This is a genomic window from Comamonas odontotermitis (assembly GCF_020080045.1).
In the GTDB taxonomy this organism is placed as follows: Bacteria; Pseudomonadota; Gammaproteobacteria; order Burkholderiales; family Burkholderiaceae_C; genus Comamonas; species Comamonas odontotermitis.
The window spans coordinates 3,868,746-3,885,151 of the sequence record NZ_CP083451.1 but is presented as its reverse complement, the minus strand read 5'-3'; the positions used below and the strand labels follow the sequence as shown (position 1 = coordinate 3,885,151).

Genomic DNA, 16,406 nt, shown 5'->3' with positions numbered 1-16,406 from the left:
ATTAATGTATGCGGTCCGTGTTTTGGCAGCTTTTGCAGCAGGGGCGTCCTATGGATTCTCTTTATAGGTCTTTCGTTTTTTGTCGCACATAGGTTTCTTGGATTACGACAGGCGGCATGCCTGCTTTTCGGCCATAGGCCAGGGCAGTGATGCGGTACATAACGTTAGGAACCAAGTTGGCAGACAGATAGCTGTTATTGGCAGTGCTGACGCCTGCACTTTGCGCCACAATCAGACCGGATGTCCTGCTGCTTTCGTCGTACTTGAGCACTTCGATCCAATACCATCCACCGCTGGTAGCGCTGCTGCGATCAGCCAAAATAGGATTGGCATTACCACTGCTACCAAGCTGCGCGCCGGTATACATACCGTAACGTGCACCAACGGGACTGCCGTCGCTCGTATTGGTACCTGTCATCTGAGCGAGATTAAAACCCTGACTGGTAACACTACTGGGAATGTTCCAGAAGTCCTGTTTTTTGGTATGTTTGACGCATAGGCCATGACTGCACTGGTAGGTTTTATTCGCAAGCTCCGACAACAGCGGGGCAACTTCTGCCTCTGTTAGCGGAATTTGGGGCACGCTGCTGCGACGGCAGACTTTACTATCGCCCGTGTCGGGCGTACATACAGTACCATTCGCATTTTCACCCCGTATATCTAACTCTGCGTCTTGCATTAAAGCCTGGGCGGCTTCAAACGCTCTCTGATAATCTGCATCATTGCCTACTATCATTTCGCTAAACAGCGATGTGCGTGATGCCCATAATGCCAGCAGCATGGATAACATCACGAAAACAATAACAACAAACAGCGCTATGCCGCGCTGATTGCCTCGACCAGGAGAAAAATAAAAGAAACGATTTTCAATCATGATTATTGCTTTGCGCGGTATTTTTGGGCTTACAGCACGCTGCCAATCAGCCCCTGGCTACGCAGTTGGTAGATATTTCGAAACACCATGTGCATGCGCCCAGCGCGCGCTGTGCCTATTGCACTGCCTGACATGTCAGTCGCTGTAGCGCTGGACATATCAACGGTAGTGGCGCCGTCGCAATCGGTATATTTGGTGCCTGTGGGAATGTCCATACGTTCATTTCCAAACAGCACCAGACAAACCTCTACACCCGTCACCTGCGCCCAGTTAGAGATGCCAGAACCAGTAGCACCCGCATCCACGTATCTGACAGCGGGGTTACTGGTGCCCCCACCACTAAGAACAAGGTATCGCAAGCGGAAATTGGCAACGTTTCGAATAATTGGTTGCGCGGTAGTGCTGGTTGTGCCAGTGCAGCGAAGAGTGCCATCTGAGGCCAGACTAAATGTGCTTTGCAGGCGAGCGTACCCATCATTCGCCGTGTCATCAGTGGGCCCACCCATGCAATCACGCGATTGGGATTGCATGGCAGGTGTTGCGGCAGTTGGCTGATAAGAGTCTTCTTTGTAGCGGCGATAGCCAGCGGTGACCGTACTATTGGTGCCAGTGAGGCTATTAGAAATCTGACGGGGGTCAAAACTATTGTCGGCCCCTGCCTTCTTTGTTTCGATCGCAACAGGCAGGGCATAGGGGGTAGCGGAGGCCTCTGTTGCAGAAGTCGCGTTGCCCACGCTATTGGGATCTAGATTGAGATAAAGTGATCCAGACTGGCGCAATTGTTGCCCGATGACACGAAAGGCATAACTGGCTTGTTGTTGCAGAGTGCTGGCATCACTGACCGTGCCAGACACACCTCGCGATACCATTAATGCCCCTCCAGCTACGGCAACAACGAGCAGGCCGATGGCGATACCGACCATGAGCTCAACCAGGGTGAAGCCGTGCTGACGCGACCTCAGATAATGACTCTGCAGATTTTCTATATTTGTTTGTCTTTGTACGCCAAAACCGTAAGCGCAGGCAGCCAGTTCTTTTTTCATATTGCTTTCCATTGCTAAGATTTAATTTCCAGGGCAGAAATACCGAGTGGTAGCAGTGCCGTTATATGGAGCGCATCGAGCACTGACGGGGATATATTGCAGATGGCAGGTGTAGCCGGTATCACAGGTGACGGCTGTACCGCCACTGCCGTTAGCGGCCGCACTGATTTGAAGATTTGAAAGATAGTCGGCGTCTTGATTTTTTTCGTTTTCTCGCCAGCGAATCATGATTCCAAGCTGGCGGCGGTTGGCTGCAACCGTTTCTCCTGTCGCTTGAAAGACGTTGGCGTCACCCATGGGAAGGCTGGCCTGCACGAGCTGCTTCCATTCCGCCAGGTCATAGGCAGCAAGCTGGGCAGGTGTACAGGTGCCGGTTGTGCAGCTCGTACCAGCATCTGGAGTTGGCAGGGAGGTCGACCACCCACTGGTATAACTTCCCATGTTGACCAGGGCATTGGGACTGATTTTCATGCGCTCGCTGAAATCTTCAATCAGCCGAATAGCTTGTTCACGCCGTACCGTCGTTTGCGTGTCGGCGAGGGTACGCAATTGCACGCCGATGATGCCAAGAATGCCAAGTGCGGCTACCAAAATGGCAATGAGCGATTCAATCAAGGTAATGCCATGTTGGCCACTAGCGCGATATGCACGAGTCTGCGCAGACGAGATAGTCAAAGCCTTCGATGCGGAGTTCAATTGTTGCGGCATGGGGTGTCTTTGGGGATAACTTGGACTCGTGATTTCGGGGACTCTCAAAGCCTCTCTGCCCCACCAGGGGGGGACGGAACGACGAAATAAGGAGATACACATAAGAGGACTAGGTGCTTAGGCGGCGTAGAGTGCTCTTCAGCACGCACCACTTCCATCGCCAAGGCGCCGGATGCTGCCCGCGGGATAGACACATAAACTGGTAGCAGCTGGACTGCTAGCGCTGGCCCCTGCAGGCGTGAGCCGAAAGACAAACACCTGTCCACTGCCGGCCGTACTGGCAAGCTGCCCCCATTGATCCGCGCCAATGCTGCCGCTGACATTTGCGTCGCTGCTATCAGCTAAACGAATATCCACGCGGGTAGGTGCAGGAGATGTCTGTAACGTAGTGCCGCCGTTTTTGACCTCCCAGCCACTGGTCCATCCACCCGACGCTGGTTCAAGCGTTACGTTACCGCCGCGCTTGATCGCTTCGGCGCGTGCGTAATACAACACGGATTGCAGGTCTTCGACTGCAGAGCGCACACGCCAGCGCTCAATCAAGCCACTAAAGCTTGGCCCTGCTAATGAAGCCAATACGGCAATAATGCTGATGACCACCAACAACTCAATGGCGGTAAAGCCTTCGGAGCCTTTGTGATGATGTGATTGATAGAGATGATGGATCCGACTCATGATTTCAATAATATTGATGTATCAATGGGGGCGTTTTGAAACACGACGAATGGTCGTTCCACCTAGATAGACGGATCTATTGGAAATTTTTCAGTAATAGCTATTGACAATCAAGAAAAGGGGTTTCTTGAGCTCGTGCAAGCGCAGGGTGCCGGACCTGGTCTCCTGCGCACGCTTCTCGGAACCATTCACGCGGCTTTGTTGCTATACAGGGATTTCCCGTCAATGCAAGCGCTGATCATTAACTTTTGACTGACCTGTCTGCCAAGACGATCCAGGTGCACAACCCTGTCTGTAATGTGCAGTCTGTTCTTCGTTTTACGCCTCTTGAACACCACGGCACTCAGGTCTATCAAAAAGAAAACCATCAGCGCTTGCTTTTATGGGAAGTCTCTGTGTAGTGCATCAACGCCGTTTTAGCGCTATACCAACGGACAATACGGTCATCAGCAAAGATGGCGAGACCACCGGGCTGGCTGGAGACGCTGCAGGCAATGTGGTTCAACTCAAGCTGAAATCCGCTACTGGCCGTGCGGTAAAACTGATCAATTGGCGGGAGGTGAATCCGGTAGATTGACGGTGCGCATGTATGTTCCAATGACAAAGGCCAAGCGCATTGCCGCTTGGCCTTTGTCATTGGAGCAGAGGCTTAGTACTAGAAAGAAGGCCGAATCGAGAGCGCAACCCCGAGATAAAAGCCAATCTCGCTCACCTGCTCGATCGCTCCCAACCCATCGCCGGTAAAGCCTTGCAGGCGGCGATGGAACCACTGGCGCATCCATAGCGCGGCGGCGGCGCTCAAAGCCAATGCAGGTAGCAGGGCGGGCAGGCCTTGCCACCAGGCAACCAGCACTGCAGAAGGCAGCGCCCACAGCATGCAACTCACCAGACCCTTGCGGGTGATGAATTCGGCCAGCGGCTTGCTTTTGGATTTGGCGGTGTCGCCTACATGCGGCAGGCTGCGGACTACCAGCATGGGCCACAGCCGTGCAATGACGTGGGCGCCGATGAGCGCGGCCATTGCAAGGCTCAGGCGGTGGCTGGTCAGCAAGGCCAGCAGCGCCACTTTGCTCAGTACAGCCAGCAACATGGCCATGGCGCCATAGGCACCAATGCGCGAGTCTTTCATGATGTCCAGCGCGCGCTCGCGATCATGGCTGCCGCCCAGGCCGTCTACCACATCAGTCAGGCCATCTTCATGGAAGCAGCCGGTCAGCAGCACGGTCGCCAGGGTGCTGAAAATGGCGGCAACCAGGGAGCTGTAGGTGTTGCCAGCAGGCAGCAACTGGTCAAAGGCGGCCAGGATGCCCGCTGCCACCAAGCCCACGATCCAGCCTACACCGGGAAAATGCCCTGCGCTGGCGCGCAGCATTTCGGGGCTGTAGCCCACCCAGTTCGCCAGGCGGCCTGTGATAGGGATGCGGGTGAAGAACTGTACGGCCAGCAAAAAATGGCGAAGGGCTTGCATGGTGCTGTTTTTGCTATGCCAAAAATAGCATCCAACGACCTGTATATGTGCGCTGGATGCCGATCTTATGATGAAGCCCTGAGGAACAGCTGGTAGGCCGGGTTATTCGTTTCTTCCACCCAGGGGTAGCCCAGGTTGTTCAAGAATTTCTCGAAGGCCTTGGAGTCGCTCTTGGGTACCTGCATGCCCACCAGAATGCGGCCATAGTCTGCACCCTGGTTGCGGTAGTGGAACAGGGAGATGTTCCAGTTGGGCGCCATCAGGCTCAGAAACTTGAACAGCGCGCCGGGCCGCTCAGGGAAGATGAAACGCAGCAGGCGCTCATCCTTGGCGAGCGCTGAATGGCCACCCACCATGTGGCGTACATGCTCCTTGGCCAACTCGTCAAAGGTCAGATCCAGCGCCTCAAAGCCGTTTTTCTGGAAGTTACGGGTGATCTTCTCCGATTCCCCCTTGCTGTTGGTTGAAATGCCGACGAACACATGAGCGCGACGGTCATCGCTGATCCGGTAGTTGAACTCGGTGACGCTGCGCGCACCGCCGGGCAGGTTACCCACCACTTCGCAGAAGTGCTTGAAGCTGCCCCGCTCCTCGGGAATGGTGACTGCAAGCAACGCTTCCTTCTCTTCGCCCACGTCGGCGCGCTCGGCCACGAAGCGCAGGCGGTCAAAGTTCATGTTGGCGCCACTCAGAATCGCGGCATAGGTCTCGCCCTTGGTCTTGTGCTTGGCCACATACTGCTTGATGGCAGCGACCGCCATGGCGCCAGATGGCTCCACCACCGAGCGGGTGTCGGCAAAAATGTCCTTGATGGCTGCACAGACGGCATCGGTGTCCACTGTGATGTATTCATCGACCAGGCTCGCGGCAACGCGGAAGGTTTCTTCACCCACCAGCTTGACGGCCGTGCCGTCGGCGAACAGGCCAACATCAGGCAGTGCAACACGCTTGCCTTCACGGGCCGACTGCACCATGGCGTCGGAGTCGTTCATCTGCACGCCGATGACTTTGATCTCAGGGCGTACGGCCTTGATGTAGTTGGCAACGCCGGCAATGAGACCGCCCCCCCCAATCGGCACGAACACGGCATGGAGCTGTGACGAGCCGATTTTTTGCACCTGGCGCATGATTTCCATTGCAATCGTGCCTTGCCCGGCGATGACATCGGGGTCGTCAAACGGGTGGACGAAGGTCAGATCCTGTTCCTTCTGCAGTTGGAGGGCGTGTTCGTAGGCATCGGAAAAGCTCTCGCCTGCCAGCACGGCTTCACCGCCCATGCTTTTGACAGCATCAACCTTGATCTGCGGGGTGGTTGCGGGCATCACGATCACCGCGCGCACGCCCAGACGGCTGGCGGACAGCGCCACACCCTGGGCATGGTTGCCCGCCGATGCGCAGATTACGCCGGCCTTGAGCTGCTCGGGTGAGAGCTGGGCCATCTTGTTGTAGGCCCCGCGCAGCTTGAAGCTGAACACCGGCTGCTGGTCTTCTCGCTTCAAGAGCACCTTGTTGTGCAGGCGACGGCTCAGATTCTTGGCAGGGTCGAGATCTGATTCCACGGCGACGTCATAGACGCGCGCGGTCAGGATTTTCTTCAGGTAGTCGGCCGGCGTCAGCGCGGCAGCAGTCTTGGAGGGCATAGGAAATGCACGCTTGGGGAAATGGGCAACAGGACAGACAGGCAAAGGGATCGGCCGGGTGCAGACAAAGGGTGTCTGCCGATGCGCTGACCCGAGGCGTCGCTTGTGGCTGCCTGGAGAGTGCCGGTGGACAATCAGCGCATCAATAGGGATCGCTGCACTATAACCGCTGGCGCACCATACAGCGGCACGGCGGCAGATTTGTCGCCGCGTGGGCTGTTCGGCTGGCCTGGGATCGTTGCTGGGATCGCGGGCGATTGAGTGGAGGCGGCCGTGTGCTTGGGTACAAGGATAAAAAAAGCCCCTGATATGCATCAGGGGCTTGAAACCACCATTGAGAGGTGGAGGAGACAACCAGCATGCTACATTCGTCAGCCCTTGCGGGGCGAAGACTGCGAAGAGCAGATGAACCAAGTATAGCGGTGATTCTGTTGCAATGCAGCAAAATTATGCCGACGGCTCATGTTTTTTCACAATCATGGCTATAGCCATCAATGGTTGGTGTGGACAGCGCCGTTTCTGTCACACTGGCAGCCGTTGAATTTTGGAGAGATGCAATGGAATGCACAGTCACCTGGACAGGCGCAAGCGGTGCGCGATCAGGAATGGGTTTTGTCGCCGAAACCGGCAGTGGCCATGTGGTGGCCATGGACGGTGCGCCAGATGCGAACAATCCAGCCAATGGTGGTCAAAACCTGGCGGCGCGGCCCATGGAGTTGCTGCTTGCGGGTACGGGCGGTTGCACGGCTTACGACGTGGTCCTGATCTTGAAGCGTGGCCGCCATGATGTGAAGAACTGCACCGTCGCCTTGAAAGCGGAACGAGCAGACACCGAGCCCAAGGTCTTCACCAAGATCCACATGCAGTTCACGGTGACGGGCAAGGGCATACCGCCTGCAGCGGTGGAGCGAGCCATTGCCATGAGCCACGAAAAATACTGCTCGGCCAGCATCATGCTGAGCAAGACCGCCGAGATCACGACCGGTTTTGATCTGGTGGAAGCCTGATCGGGGCGAAAAAGATCTCTGGCGCTTGACTGGCAAGCGTGGGCAGCTATCAAAAATTACAGAGTTGCCGGGGGTACTGCCCGGCGAATCCGTTTCATTGACGCTCCGTGGCGATCAGGGAATTGGATCGCCGCAGGATGGCGGGGCCAACCTGTCTCAGGTGCAGCAGGCGCAAGGTCTATAAAAAATGCACTAGATATAGTGCGCGGTGGTCGTCATCACCTTGGCGGCCACTTGCATCAAAGCCTTGGCAGGAGGGGGAACGGGCACCGCTCCGGCGTCCACTGCGGCGGCTGCGTGGCGCTCTTCGTCATCCTTCATCTGTGCAACCACGGCGAGCGACGCGGCATCCTGTGGCGGCAGGCGATCGATGTGGGACTGTAAGTGAGCGGACACCTGGTTTTCGGTTTCTTCCACAAAACCCAGGCTGGCGCGGTCACTCACCTTGGCTGCCACGGTTCCGATCAGAAACGCGCCAGCAAACCACAGGGGATTCAGAATGCTGGGGCGTTCGCCAAGAGCCTGAAGGCGCTGATGGGTCCAAGCCAGGTGGTCCATCTCTTCTTGTGCCGCTTCTAGCAGGTGTTCGCGCAGGCGTTCATCCTTGGTCACCATGGCCTGAGCCGTATAGAGCGCCTGGGCGCAGACCTCTCCGACATGGTTCACGCGCATATAGGCGCCAGAGAGCTTTTTCTCTGCCTCACTCAGATCGGCCTCCTCGATGCCCGAAGCCGGCGAGGGCTGGCTGGCGCGAGGTGTTGCAAACAGGGTACGGAGCGCAGTATCAGCGGCACAAAGAAGTCGGTCTTGCATAACTGCCAATGGTACCCACTACAATGGAACTGCTGCAAACGGCTGGCATATTGCTCTCGCAAGGCCTTGTTTTGCGGCAAATTTTTTTGAAAAAACAACGGCTGCTGACATTCGTTAAACGTTGCACACAAGCAACGATTTACACGGATTCGTCGTCCAAGTGGGGGAATTTGTTTGCGCAACCGACTGTGGTCTGTTGAAATAGAGATAACTTCCACACTAGGAGGTTGGCGCGGGAGCAGGTAGAAGTTGTGCAGATCCGTGAGGCTGACATCAACCCCCCCGTACCAGCGCCGTCTGTTAAACCTTGGAGTAACTCGCAATGAAAAAATCTCTTGTTGCCTTGGCAGTGCTGGCCGCTTCCGGCGCCGCAATGGCTCAATCTTCCGTGACCCTGTTCGGTATCGTTGACGCTGGCGTGACCTACGCTAAGACCAGCGGTGGCGACTCCGTGTACGGCCTGACCAACTCTGGTAACGCTACCAGCCGTCTGGGCTTCCGCGGCGTGGAAGACCTGGGTGGTGGTCTGAAGGCTGGCTTCTGGCTGGAAGGCGCTATTCAGAACGACTCCGGCACCGGTGCTGGCGGTGGCGCTTCGGGTCCTGGCTTCGAATTCAAGCGTCGCTCGACCGTGTCCTTGATGGGCAACTTCGGTGAAGTGCGTCTGGGTCGTGAACTGACCGCTGCTTACAACACTGTGAGCGCATACGACGTGTTCGGTCAAGTTGGTATCGGCCAACACTTCGGCTTCGGCGTGGCTGGTTCGCCTTTCCGCGTGTCGAACATGGTTTCGTACTACACTCCTGGCATGTCTGGCTTCAAGGCTGGCATCAACTACGGTTTCGGTGAAACCGCTGGCGACAGCTCGTTCGGCCGTTACATCGGTGGTTCTGTTGGCTATGACAACGGCCCTCTGAGCGTTGGCCTGGGTCTGGAACAACAAAACGACCCATCTGCTGCTTTCGACAAGGAGCAATCCCTGGGTCTGGGCGCTTCGTACAACTTCGGTGTTGTGAAGCTGGCTGGTCTGATCCGTCAACAACGTAACACCCCTGTTGGTGGTGGTGACAAGTGGAAGATGAACTCCGCTTCCCTGGGCGTGACCGCTCCTGTGGGCGCTGCTGGCGAAGTCCGTGCTGCTTACAACTACTACGACGTGAAGTCGGTGGACGGCAAGGCTCACCAACTGTCGCTGGGCTACGTGCACAACCTGTCCAAGCGCACCGCTCTGTACGGCACCTACGCTTTCCTGAAGAACCAAAAGTCTGAAACCTTCAGCGTCAGCGCTAACGGCCTGGGTATCGCTACCCCAGCTGGCGGCAAGAACCAAAACGCTCTGACCGTTGGTATCCGTCACGCTTTCTAATTGACTGCTGGGTTTCCCAGCTTCAATCTGAAAAGTCAAAAGCCCGTCGAAAGACGGGCTTTTTTATTTTGCACATTGACCCGTCCTGAATTGGGTTGACACCTTTCTGAAGAACAGAAAGGAAAGTCAAATGGAACAGTGGGTTAAGAGAACGCAACGGGACTACACGCTGGCTTTTAAACTCGCAGTAGTCGATCAAGTAGAAAGAGGTGAGCTGACCTACCGGCAGGCCCATGAGCGGTACGGAATCCAGGGCGCCTCAACTGTACTGGTGTGGCTTCGCAAGCACGGACGGCAGGACTGGAAAGCTGCATCATCAAGGGGCAAAGGATTACAGAAGATGCCTGAATCGCCCAAGCTGCTGACTCCAGAGCAGCGCATCAAGGAGCTGGAAGTGCAACTGAAAGAAGCCCGCGAGAAAGCGGTCTTCTTTGAAGCGGTAGTGAACGTGCTCAAGCGCGACTACGGAGTCCAAGTCACAAAAAAGCCTGCGGGCAAGTCCTCACGCAAAAGCTCGTCAAAGGGTTAAGCGTCACGAGGGCTTGCCGCTACATGGGAATCAGCCGCCAAGCGCACTACAAGCGCCTGGTCTGCCAGCGTGCACGCAGCGAGCGGGACAAGGCGGTGGTGGAGTTGGCCAGTGAAGAGAGGCGCCATCAGCCACGCATTGGCACACGCAAACTGCTGCACTTGCTCAAGCCGCCGCTTGAACAGGCGGGAATCCAGATCGGGCGCGATGCACTGTTCGTTGTCCTGCGCCAAGCACGCATGCTGGTGCTGCCACGGCATGCGTACCACAAGACCACCAATAGCCATCATCACTACCGCAGGCACCCCAATCTACTCAAGGAGGGCCCGACCAAAACAGTGGCAAGTGGTTGTGAGCAGCTATGGGTCGCTGACATCACGTATCTACCCACCAAGGAGAAGACTGCCTATCTGAGCCTGGTGACCGATGCCTACTCGCGCAAGATCGTGGGCTGGCACGTGCACGATAGTCTGGAGACCAAGCAGGTCAGCCAAGCGTTGAAGATGGCACTGCGTCAGCGGCGAACAGATCAGCCGCTCGTACACCACTCTGATAGAGGTGTTCAGTACTGCTCGGCTCAATACCAGCGCATCCATGCACGCCACCGCATCACCTGCTCCATGACCGATGGCTACGATTGCTACCAAAACGCTCTGGCTGAGCGGGTCAATGGAATCCTCAAGATGGAATACTTGTTGCAACGACCTGCCGATCTCTCGCAGGCCCGCACCATGGTGGGCGAATCGGTACGGCTGTACAACGAGCGCCGGCCGCACCTGTCCCTAAAATACAAAACGCCCGATGCAGTACATCGGGCGTCTCTCGCCAACCAGCTTGGGCTGGAGATTAGTCGCGAATAGGTGTCAACCTATGACAGGACGAGTCACATGGCTCTTCGCGAGACAGCATGGCTAGGTCGGCTGTTGGTGCATGCAGGCATTGGCTACCTGTATGGTCCCAGATTTTAATGGTGCAATCTTCTCTCATGAATGGAAGGAAGCACTATGGGCCAGGTTCTGCACGGCAGCGCCACAACGACGGAGGCGATCCGTCGAGCGATACAACATAGTCAAGAGAGCCTGAGAGCGCTTTCTGCACGCTATGGCATCAATCAGAAGACGGTGGCGAAGTGGAAGAATCGGCCTTCGGTCACCGATCTGCCGACAGGGCCCAGGCAGCCGCGCTCCACCGTTTTGTCCGTTGAGGATGAGGCAGCGATCGTCGCCTTTCGCAGGCATACCATGCTGCCGCTGGATGACTGTCTCTACGCGCTGCAGCCGACTATCCCGCATCTGACGCGCTCGTCTCTGCACCGCTGCTTGCAGCGGCACGGTATCTCGCGGCTGCCCGAGGTGCAGGGCGATAAGCCAGCCAAGAAGCGGTTCAAGAGCTACCCCATTGGCTACTTTCATGTCGACATCGCCGAAGTGCAGACAGTCGAGGGCAAGCTCTATCTCTTCGTGGCCATCGACAGGACGTCCAAGTTCGCACTCACCGAACTCCATCCCTCGGCTGACAAGATGACTGCGGCGCAGTTCTTGCGCAATGTGATCGCAGCGGTGCCGTACACCCTCCATACGGTGCTCACCGATAACGGCATTCAGTTTGCCAACCGCAGTTCAGACCGGTACGCCTTCCAGCACATCTTTGGTCGAGTCTGCGAGGAACACGGTATCGAACATCGCCTCACAAAGGTCAAGCATCCGTGGACCAATGGGCAGGTCGAGCGAATGAACCGGACCATCAAGGAAGCCACCGTCAAGCGCTTCCACTATGACGATCACGCGCAGTTGCGGCAGCACCTCGCCAACTTCATCGATGCATACAACTTCGGCCGCAGGCTCAAGACCCTCAAAGGCCTGACACCCTACGAATTCATCTGCAAACAGTGGACATCCGAACCTGAACGGTTCAAGATAGATCCGATCCATCAAATGCCGGGACTGAACAGCTACCTGCTGCCCATGCTTGTCGCCAGTCTGGTTTTGTTGTCAATCTGTAGGGAATTGTCCTACAAATAGTCGACTCCCATGCAGGTGTTCGCGGGATATTGAGGAATATCTGAAACCGGTATCTGTCATTGTTTTCAATGCGGTGCGATAACAGGAATTCTGCGTGCGAAGTGTTAGTGATTGCTATCTCTATTTGTGTTGCCAAATAGTGATTTTCATATTGAAAACATTCTTGTGCAGTCTGTGAAATGAGGCATAGGCAACGTTTAACAGAAAACTCACAAATTTGACGATTTCCTACCCTGGGGGAAGCACCATGAGGCAGTTGAGTTCCTTGCGGCATAGTGGAACTCTTTTTTCTGCGAGACCTTATGAAACAGCCTTCTCTTGCTCTAGCTGCAATAGCGGTAGCCGCCGCCATGGCAACTGGTGTTGCCCAGGCCAAGTCTTTCAAATGGGCCAGCCAGGCCGATGTGGCCAGTTGGGATATCCACGCGCAAAACAACGGTCTGCATAACGCCATCCATCCTTACGTCTACGAAACTCTGGTTACCTATAACAGTAAAAATTTCCAGACCGAGCCGCTGTTGGCCACTTCGTGGAAAGAGGTGAATCCCAAGCAGATGCGCTTTAACCTGCGCACAGGCGTGAAGTTTCAGGATGGATCGGCTTTTACGGCAGACGATGCCGTGTTCTCCATCACCCGTGCGATGGGCAAGACATCCAACTATGGCCCCTTTGTGCAGGGCATCGAGAAGGTCGTCAAGGTGGATGATTCGACCATCGACATCTACATGGTCGATCCCAATCCGGTCTTGCTGCGCCAACTCACCGAACTGCGGATGATGAGCAAGGCCTGGGCTGAAAAGAACAAGTCCACAGAGCCGATGGACATCAAGAAGGCCGATGAGAACTTCGCGCACCGCAATGCCATGGGGACAGGCCCCTTCATCTTGGAGTCCTGGCAACCTGATGTGAAGATGGTGCTCAAGAAGAACCCCAACTGGTGGGGCAATATGCCGGGCAACGTGACAGCAATCACGTATACGCCGATCAAGTCGGCGGCCACCCGCATGGCGGCACTGCTCTCTGGTGAAGTGGACATGGTGCTGGACCCCACGCCACAGGATCTGAACCGCCTGCGTGCCAGCCCGGATCTGAAGATCCTCGAAGGCTTGGAAAACCGCACCATCTTCTTCGGCATGGACCAGTTCCGCGATGAGCTGCCAGGCTCCAGCGTCAAAGGCAAGAACCCACTCAAGGACCAGAAGGTCCGCCAGGCGCTCTACCAGGCCATTGACATCAATGCCATCACCAAGACCATTCTGCGTGGTCTGGGCAAGCCTACCGGCACCTTGGTGGCGCCCCAGGTCAATGGCTGGACCGAAGCGGTTGGAAAGCGCCTGCCCTATGACCAAGAGGTTTCCAGGAAGCTGCTGGCCGAGGCTGGCTACCCCAATGGTTTCGAGGTGGATTTTGCCTGCCCCAACAACCGCTATATCAGTGACGAGGCCATCTGCCAGTCGGTGACTGCCATGTGGGCCAAGGTTGGCGTCAAGGCCAAGCTGCGTACCCTGCCAATGGCCACCTATTTCCCTATGATTCAGCGCAATGAAGCCAGCATCTACATGCTGGGCTGGGGTGTGCCGACATTCGATTCGCTCTACAGCCTGCAATCGCTGGTGCGCACGGTGGGCAAGGGTGGCGACGGCAACTACAACGTGGGCCGTTACAGCAATGAGCGCATGGACTATCTGGTGGATCGCGTGAAGACGGAAACCGACCAGCCCGTGCGCACGCGCATGCTGACCGAAGGTCTGCAACTGTCGAACGACACCGTATCCCACCTGCCGTTGTATGACCAGATGATCCCCTGGGCGATGAAGAAGAACATCGACATGGTGCACCGCGCGGACAACCGTGTGGACATCAAGCTGGTGACCATCAACTGATAGAGAATTTTGGCCTTGTGTCCGGTGCCGCTGGCGGCGCCGGGCTATTTAAGAGATAGCGGGTTAGGCAAACAGGACGGGCGCAAACCGTTGATTTGCCATTGAAGAGAGTCAGCTATGTTTGCATTCATATTGCGCCGATTGATACAGGCGGTGATCGTGATGGTCGCCGTGGCGTTCATTTCTTTCATGCTGTTCCAGTACGTGGGTGATCCGGTCACCTTCCTGCTGGGGCAAGACGCAACTCCCGATCAGATTGCCGAGTTGCGCAAGGCCCTGGGGCTGGACCAGCCGTTCTTCGTGCAGTTCTGGCATTTTCTGGTCAATGCTGCTCAGGGGGAGTTTGGCATCAGCCTCCGCCAGGGTGCTAAGGTGTCTTCGCTCATTGCCGAACGTTTTCCGGCTACCTTTGAGCTCGCCATGGTCGCCGCCGTGCTGGCTTTGGTCATCGGTGTGCCGATGGGGGTGTATGCGGCACTCAAGCGTGGCACGTTCATGAGCCAGATGTTCATGACCCTGTCCCTGCTGGGTGTCTCGCTGCCTACCTTCCTGATCGGTATCCTCTTGATCCTGATCTTCTCGGTGCACCTGGGTTGGTTCCCAAGCTTTGGCCGCGGAACGACTACGCAGCTGGGTTTCTGGAGCACCGGGCTGCTCAGCGCCAAGGGCTGGCACCACATCGTTCTGCCGGCCATCACCCTGGCTATTTTCCAGCTCACCTTGATCATGCGCCTGGTGCGTGCCGAGATGCTGGAGGTGCTGCGCACCGATTACATCAAGTTTGCCAAGGCGCGCGGCCTGACCAATCGCACCATCTACTTTGGCCATGCACTCAAGAACACGCTGGTACCGGTCATGACCATTACCGGTCTGCAGCTGGGCGGCCTGATTGCCTTTGCCATCATTACGGAGACCGTGTTCCAGTGGCCGGGCATGGGGCTGTTGTTCATCCAGGCGGTGACGTTTGCCGATATTCCCGTCATGGCGGCATACCTGTGTCTGATCGCGCTGATCTTTGTGGTCATCAATCTGATTGTGGATTTGCTGTATTTCGTGGTCGACCCGCGCCTGCGCGTCGAAAAGTCGGGAGGACACTGACATGCAGCGTCTTCCATACAGCGCCAGTTCGCGGGCGTTTTCTCATCTGGCGCAGATTCACCCTGAGCTCACGGCGTTTCGCCGCGATCTGCATGCCAACCCAGAGCTTGGCTTTGAAGAAAAATACACCGCAGCCCGCGTGGCAGAAGCACTGCGTCTGTGCGGTGTTGACGAAATCCACCAGGGGATCGGCAAGACCGGTGTAGTAGGGGTCATCCGTGGCAAGAAGCATGCGAGCCGCCGCATGATTGGCTTGCGTGCCGACATGGACGCGCTGCCCATCACCGAACAGGGCAACTGCAGCTGGAAATCAGGCAAACAAGGCCTGATGCATGCCTGCGGCCATGATGGCCATACCGCCATGCTGGTGGGTGCTGCGCGCTATCTGGCTGAAACCCGCAATTTTGATGGCAGCGCCGTGCTCATCTTTCAGCCGGGAGAAGAAGGTTACGCGGGCGCGCGTGAAATGATCCAGGATGGGCTGTTCGAGCAATTCCCGGTGGAATCCATCTATGCCATGCACAACTGGCCTGCCATGCGCCAGGGCACGATTGGCATCAACCCGGGTGCAATGATGGCGGCGGCCGACCGCATCCAGATCAATGTGGCTGGAAAAGGTGGCCATGGCGCGCATCCATACCAGACCAATGATGTGGTGCTGGCTTCTGCACACCTGATCACTGCCATCCAGTCCATCGTGTCGCGCAACGTGCGTGCCATTGATGCTGCGGTTGTCAGTATCTGCGCAGTGCAGTCGGGCGACCTGGGCGCCTTCAGCGTCACGCCAGGCTCTGCCACTCTGGTGGGAACGGTGCGCACCTTCAACCCCGATGTGCAGAATCTGGTGGAGCGCCGGTTGGGCGAGCTGTGCCAGGCCGTCGGGCTTGCTTTTGGCGTGACGGCGCAGCTTCAGTACGAGCGCTCGTACCCGGCCACCATCAACACACCCGATGAAGCCTTGTTTGCTGGCGATGTGGCTGCCGAGCTGGTCGGCGAGGCTCAGGTCGTGCGCAACATGGACCCCAGCATGGGCGCGGAGGATTTTTCCTTCATGCTGCAGCACAAGCCTGGTGCATATCTGCGCCTGGGCCAGGCGGTCGGTGACGACATCATCCCACTGCACAACAACCGCTACGACTTCAATGACGATGTGCTACCCCTCGGGGCCGCGCTGCACGCCGGCATTGTGGAGCGTGGTATGCCACTTGCTTCGGTCTGAAGCTTGTCCAACGAGAGCCGGCCACGAGTCGGCATTCACAAGGGGTAGATGATGAAACATGC

The 16,406-nt window shown here is 56.6% G+C and carries 14 protein-coding genes; 7 read left to right on the top strand and 7 right to left on the bottom strand.

Going from position 1 to position 16,406, the window contains the following annotated elements:
* Positions 1–61 precede the first annotated feature (61 nt).
* The 6 genes from LAD35_RS17915 to ilvA all read right to left on the bottom strand — a co-directional run bounded on the left by LAD35_RS17915 (position 62) and on the right by ilvA (position 6,408).
* Positions 62–874: a pilus assembly PilX family protein gene (locus tag LAD35_RS17915; protein WP_224150304.1), complete on the bottom strand. Its 813-nt coding sequence runs from the start codon at positions 872–874 to the stop codon at positions 62–64.
* Between the two features lie 29 nt (positions 875–903).
* Positions 904–1,917 (bottom strand): PilW family protein, encoded by a 1,014-nt coding sequence (locus tag LAD35_RS17910; protein ID WP_224150303.1) that lies wholly within the window; start codon positions 1,915–1,917, stop codon positions 904–906.
* A 21-nt stretch (positions 1,918–1,938) separates the two neighbouring features.
* Positions 1,939–2,625: a type IV pilus modification protein PilV gene (gene pilV, locus LAD35_RS17905; RefSeq protein WP_224150302.1), complete on the bottom strand. Its 687-nt coding sequence runs from the start codon at positions 2,623–2,625 to the stop codon at positions 1,939–1,941.
* Positions 2,626–2,763: 138 nt separating this feature from the next.
* On the bottom strand, positions 2,764–3,300 hold the full coding sequence (locus tag LAD35_RS17900) for a GspH/FimT family pseudopilin (protein ID WP_224150301.1): 537 nt from the start codon (positions 3,298–3,300) through the stop codon (positions 2,764–2,766).
* Between the two features lie 655 nt (positions 3,301–3,955).
* A complete protein-coding gene (gene cobS, locus LAD35_RS17895) occupies positions 3,956–4,768 on the bottom strand; it encodes an adenosylcobinamide-GDP ribazoletransferase (RefSeq protein WP_224150300.1) in 813 nt (270 codons plus the stop codon).
* 65 nt (positions 4,769–4,833) lie between these two features.
* Positions 4,834–6,408, bottom strand: coding sequence for a threonine ammonia-lyase, biosynthetic (ilvA, locus tag LAD35_RS17890; RefSeq protein ID WP_224150299.1), 1,575 nt, complete (start codon positions 6,406–6,408; stop codon positions 4,834–4,836).
* Positions 6,409–6,965: 557 nt separating this feature from the next.
* Here ilvA and LAD35_RS17885 point away from each other — a divergent pair.
* Positions 6,966–7,415, top strand: coding sequence for an OsmC family protein (locus LAD35_RS17885; protein WP_224150298.1), 450 nt, complete (start codon positions 6,966–6,968; stop codon positions 7,413–7,415).
* 192 nt (positions 7,416–7,607) lie between these two features.
* On the opposite strand, the gene coq7 is transcribed toward LAD35_RS17885, so the two are convergent.
* A complete protein-coding gene (coq7, locus tag LAD35_RS17880; RefSeq protein WP_224150297.1) occupies positions 7,608–8,228 on the bottom strand; it encodes a 2-polyprenyl-3-methyl-6-methoxy-1,4-benzoquinone monooxygenase in 621 nt (206 codons plus the stop codon).
* A gap of 322 nt (positions 8,229–8,550) precedes the next feature.
* Between coq7 and LAD35_RS17875 the strand changes: the two genes are divergently transcribed.
* From LAD35_RS17875 to LAD35_RS17850, 6 genes are all read left to right on the top strand, one after another.
* Positions 8,551–9,594: a porin gene (locus tag LAD35_RS17875; RefSeq protein ID WP_224150296.1), complete on the top strand. Its 1,044-nt coding sequence runs from the start codon at positions 8,551–8,553 to the stop codon at positions 9,592–9,594.
* A gap of 130 nt (positions 9,595–9,724) precedes the next feature.
* Positions 9,725–10,983 (top strand): IS3 family transposase gene (locus tag LAD35_RS17870; RefSeq protein ID WP_396022757.1). Its coding sequence is split into 2 segments (ribosomal slippage): positions 9,725–10,073 and positions 10,073–10,983, totalling 1,260 coding nucleotides; the frame shifts between segments, so codons are not numbered across the junction.
* Positions 10,984–11,127: 144 nt separating this feature from the next.
* Positions 11,128–12,144: an IS481 family transposase gene (locus tag LAD35_RS17865; protein WP_224150294.1), complete on the top strand. Its 1,017-nt coding sequence runs from the start codon at positions 11,128–11,130 to the stop codon at positions 12,142–12,144.
* A gap of 350 nt (positions 12,145–12,494) precedes the next feature.
* Complete coding sequence (locus tag LAD35_RS17860) at positions 12,495–14,027, top strand: ABC transporter substrate-binding protein (RefSeq protein WP_224152788.1); 1,533 nt, start codon at positions 12,495–12,497, stop codon at positions 14,025–14,027.
* 117 nt (positions 14,028–14,144) lie between these two features.
* Positions 14,145–15,125 (top strand): ABC transporter permease, encoded by a 981-nt coding sequence (locus LAD35_RS17855; RefSeq protein WP_184706854.1) that lies wholly within the window; start codon positions 14,145–14,147, stop codon positions 15,123–15,125.
* A 1-nt stretch (position 15,126) separates the two neighbouring features.
* Positions 15,127–16,344: a M20 aminoacylase family protein gene (locus LAD35_RS17850; protein ID WP_224150293.1), complete on the top strand. Its 1,218-nt coding sequence runs from the start codon at positions 15,127–15,129 to the stop codon at positions 16,342–16,344.
* The last annotated feature ends 62 nt before the right edge of the window (positions 16,345–16,406 follow it).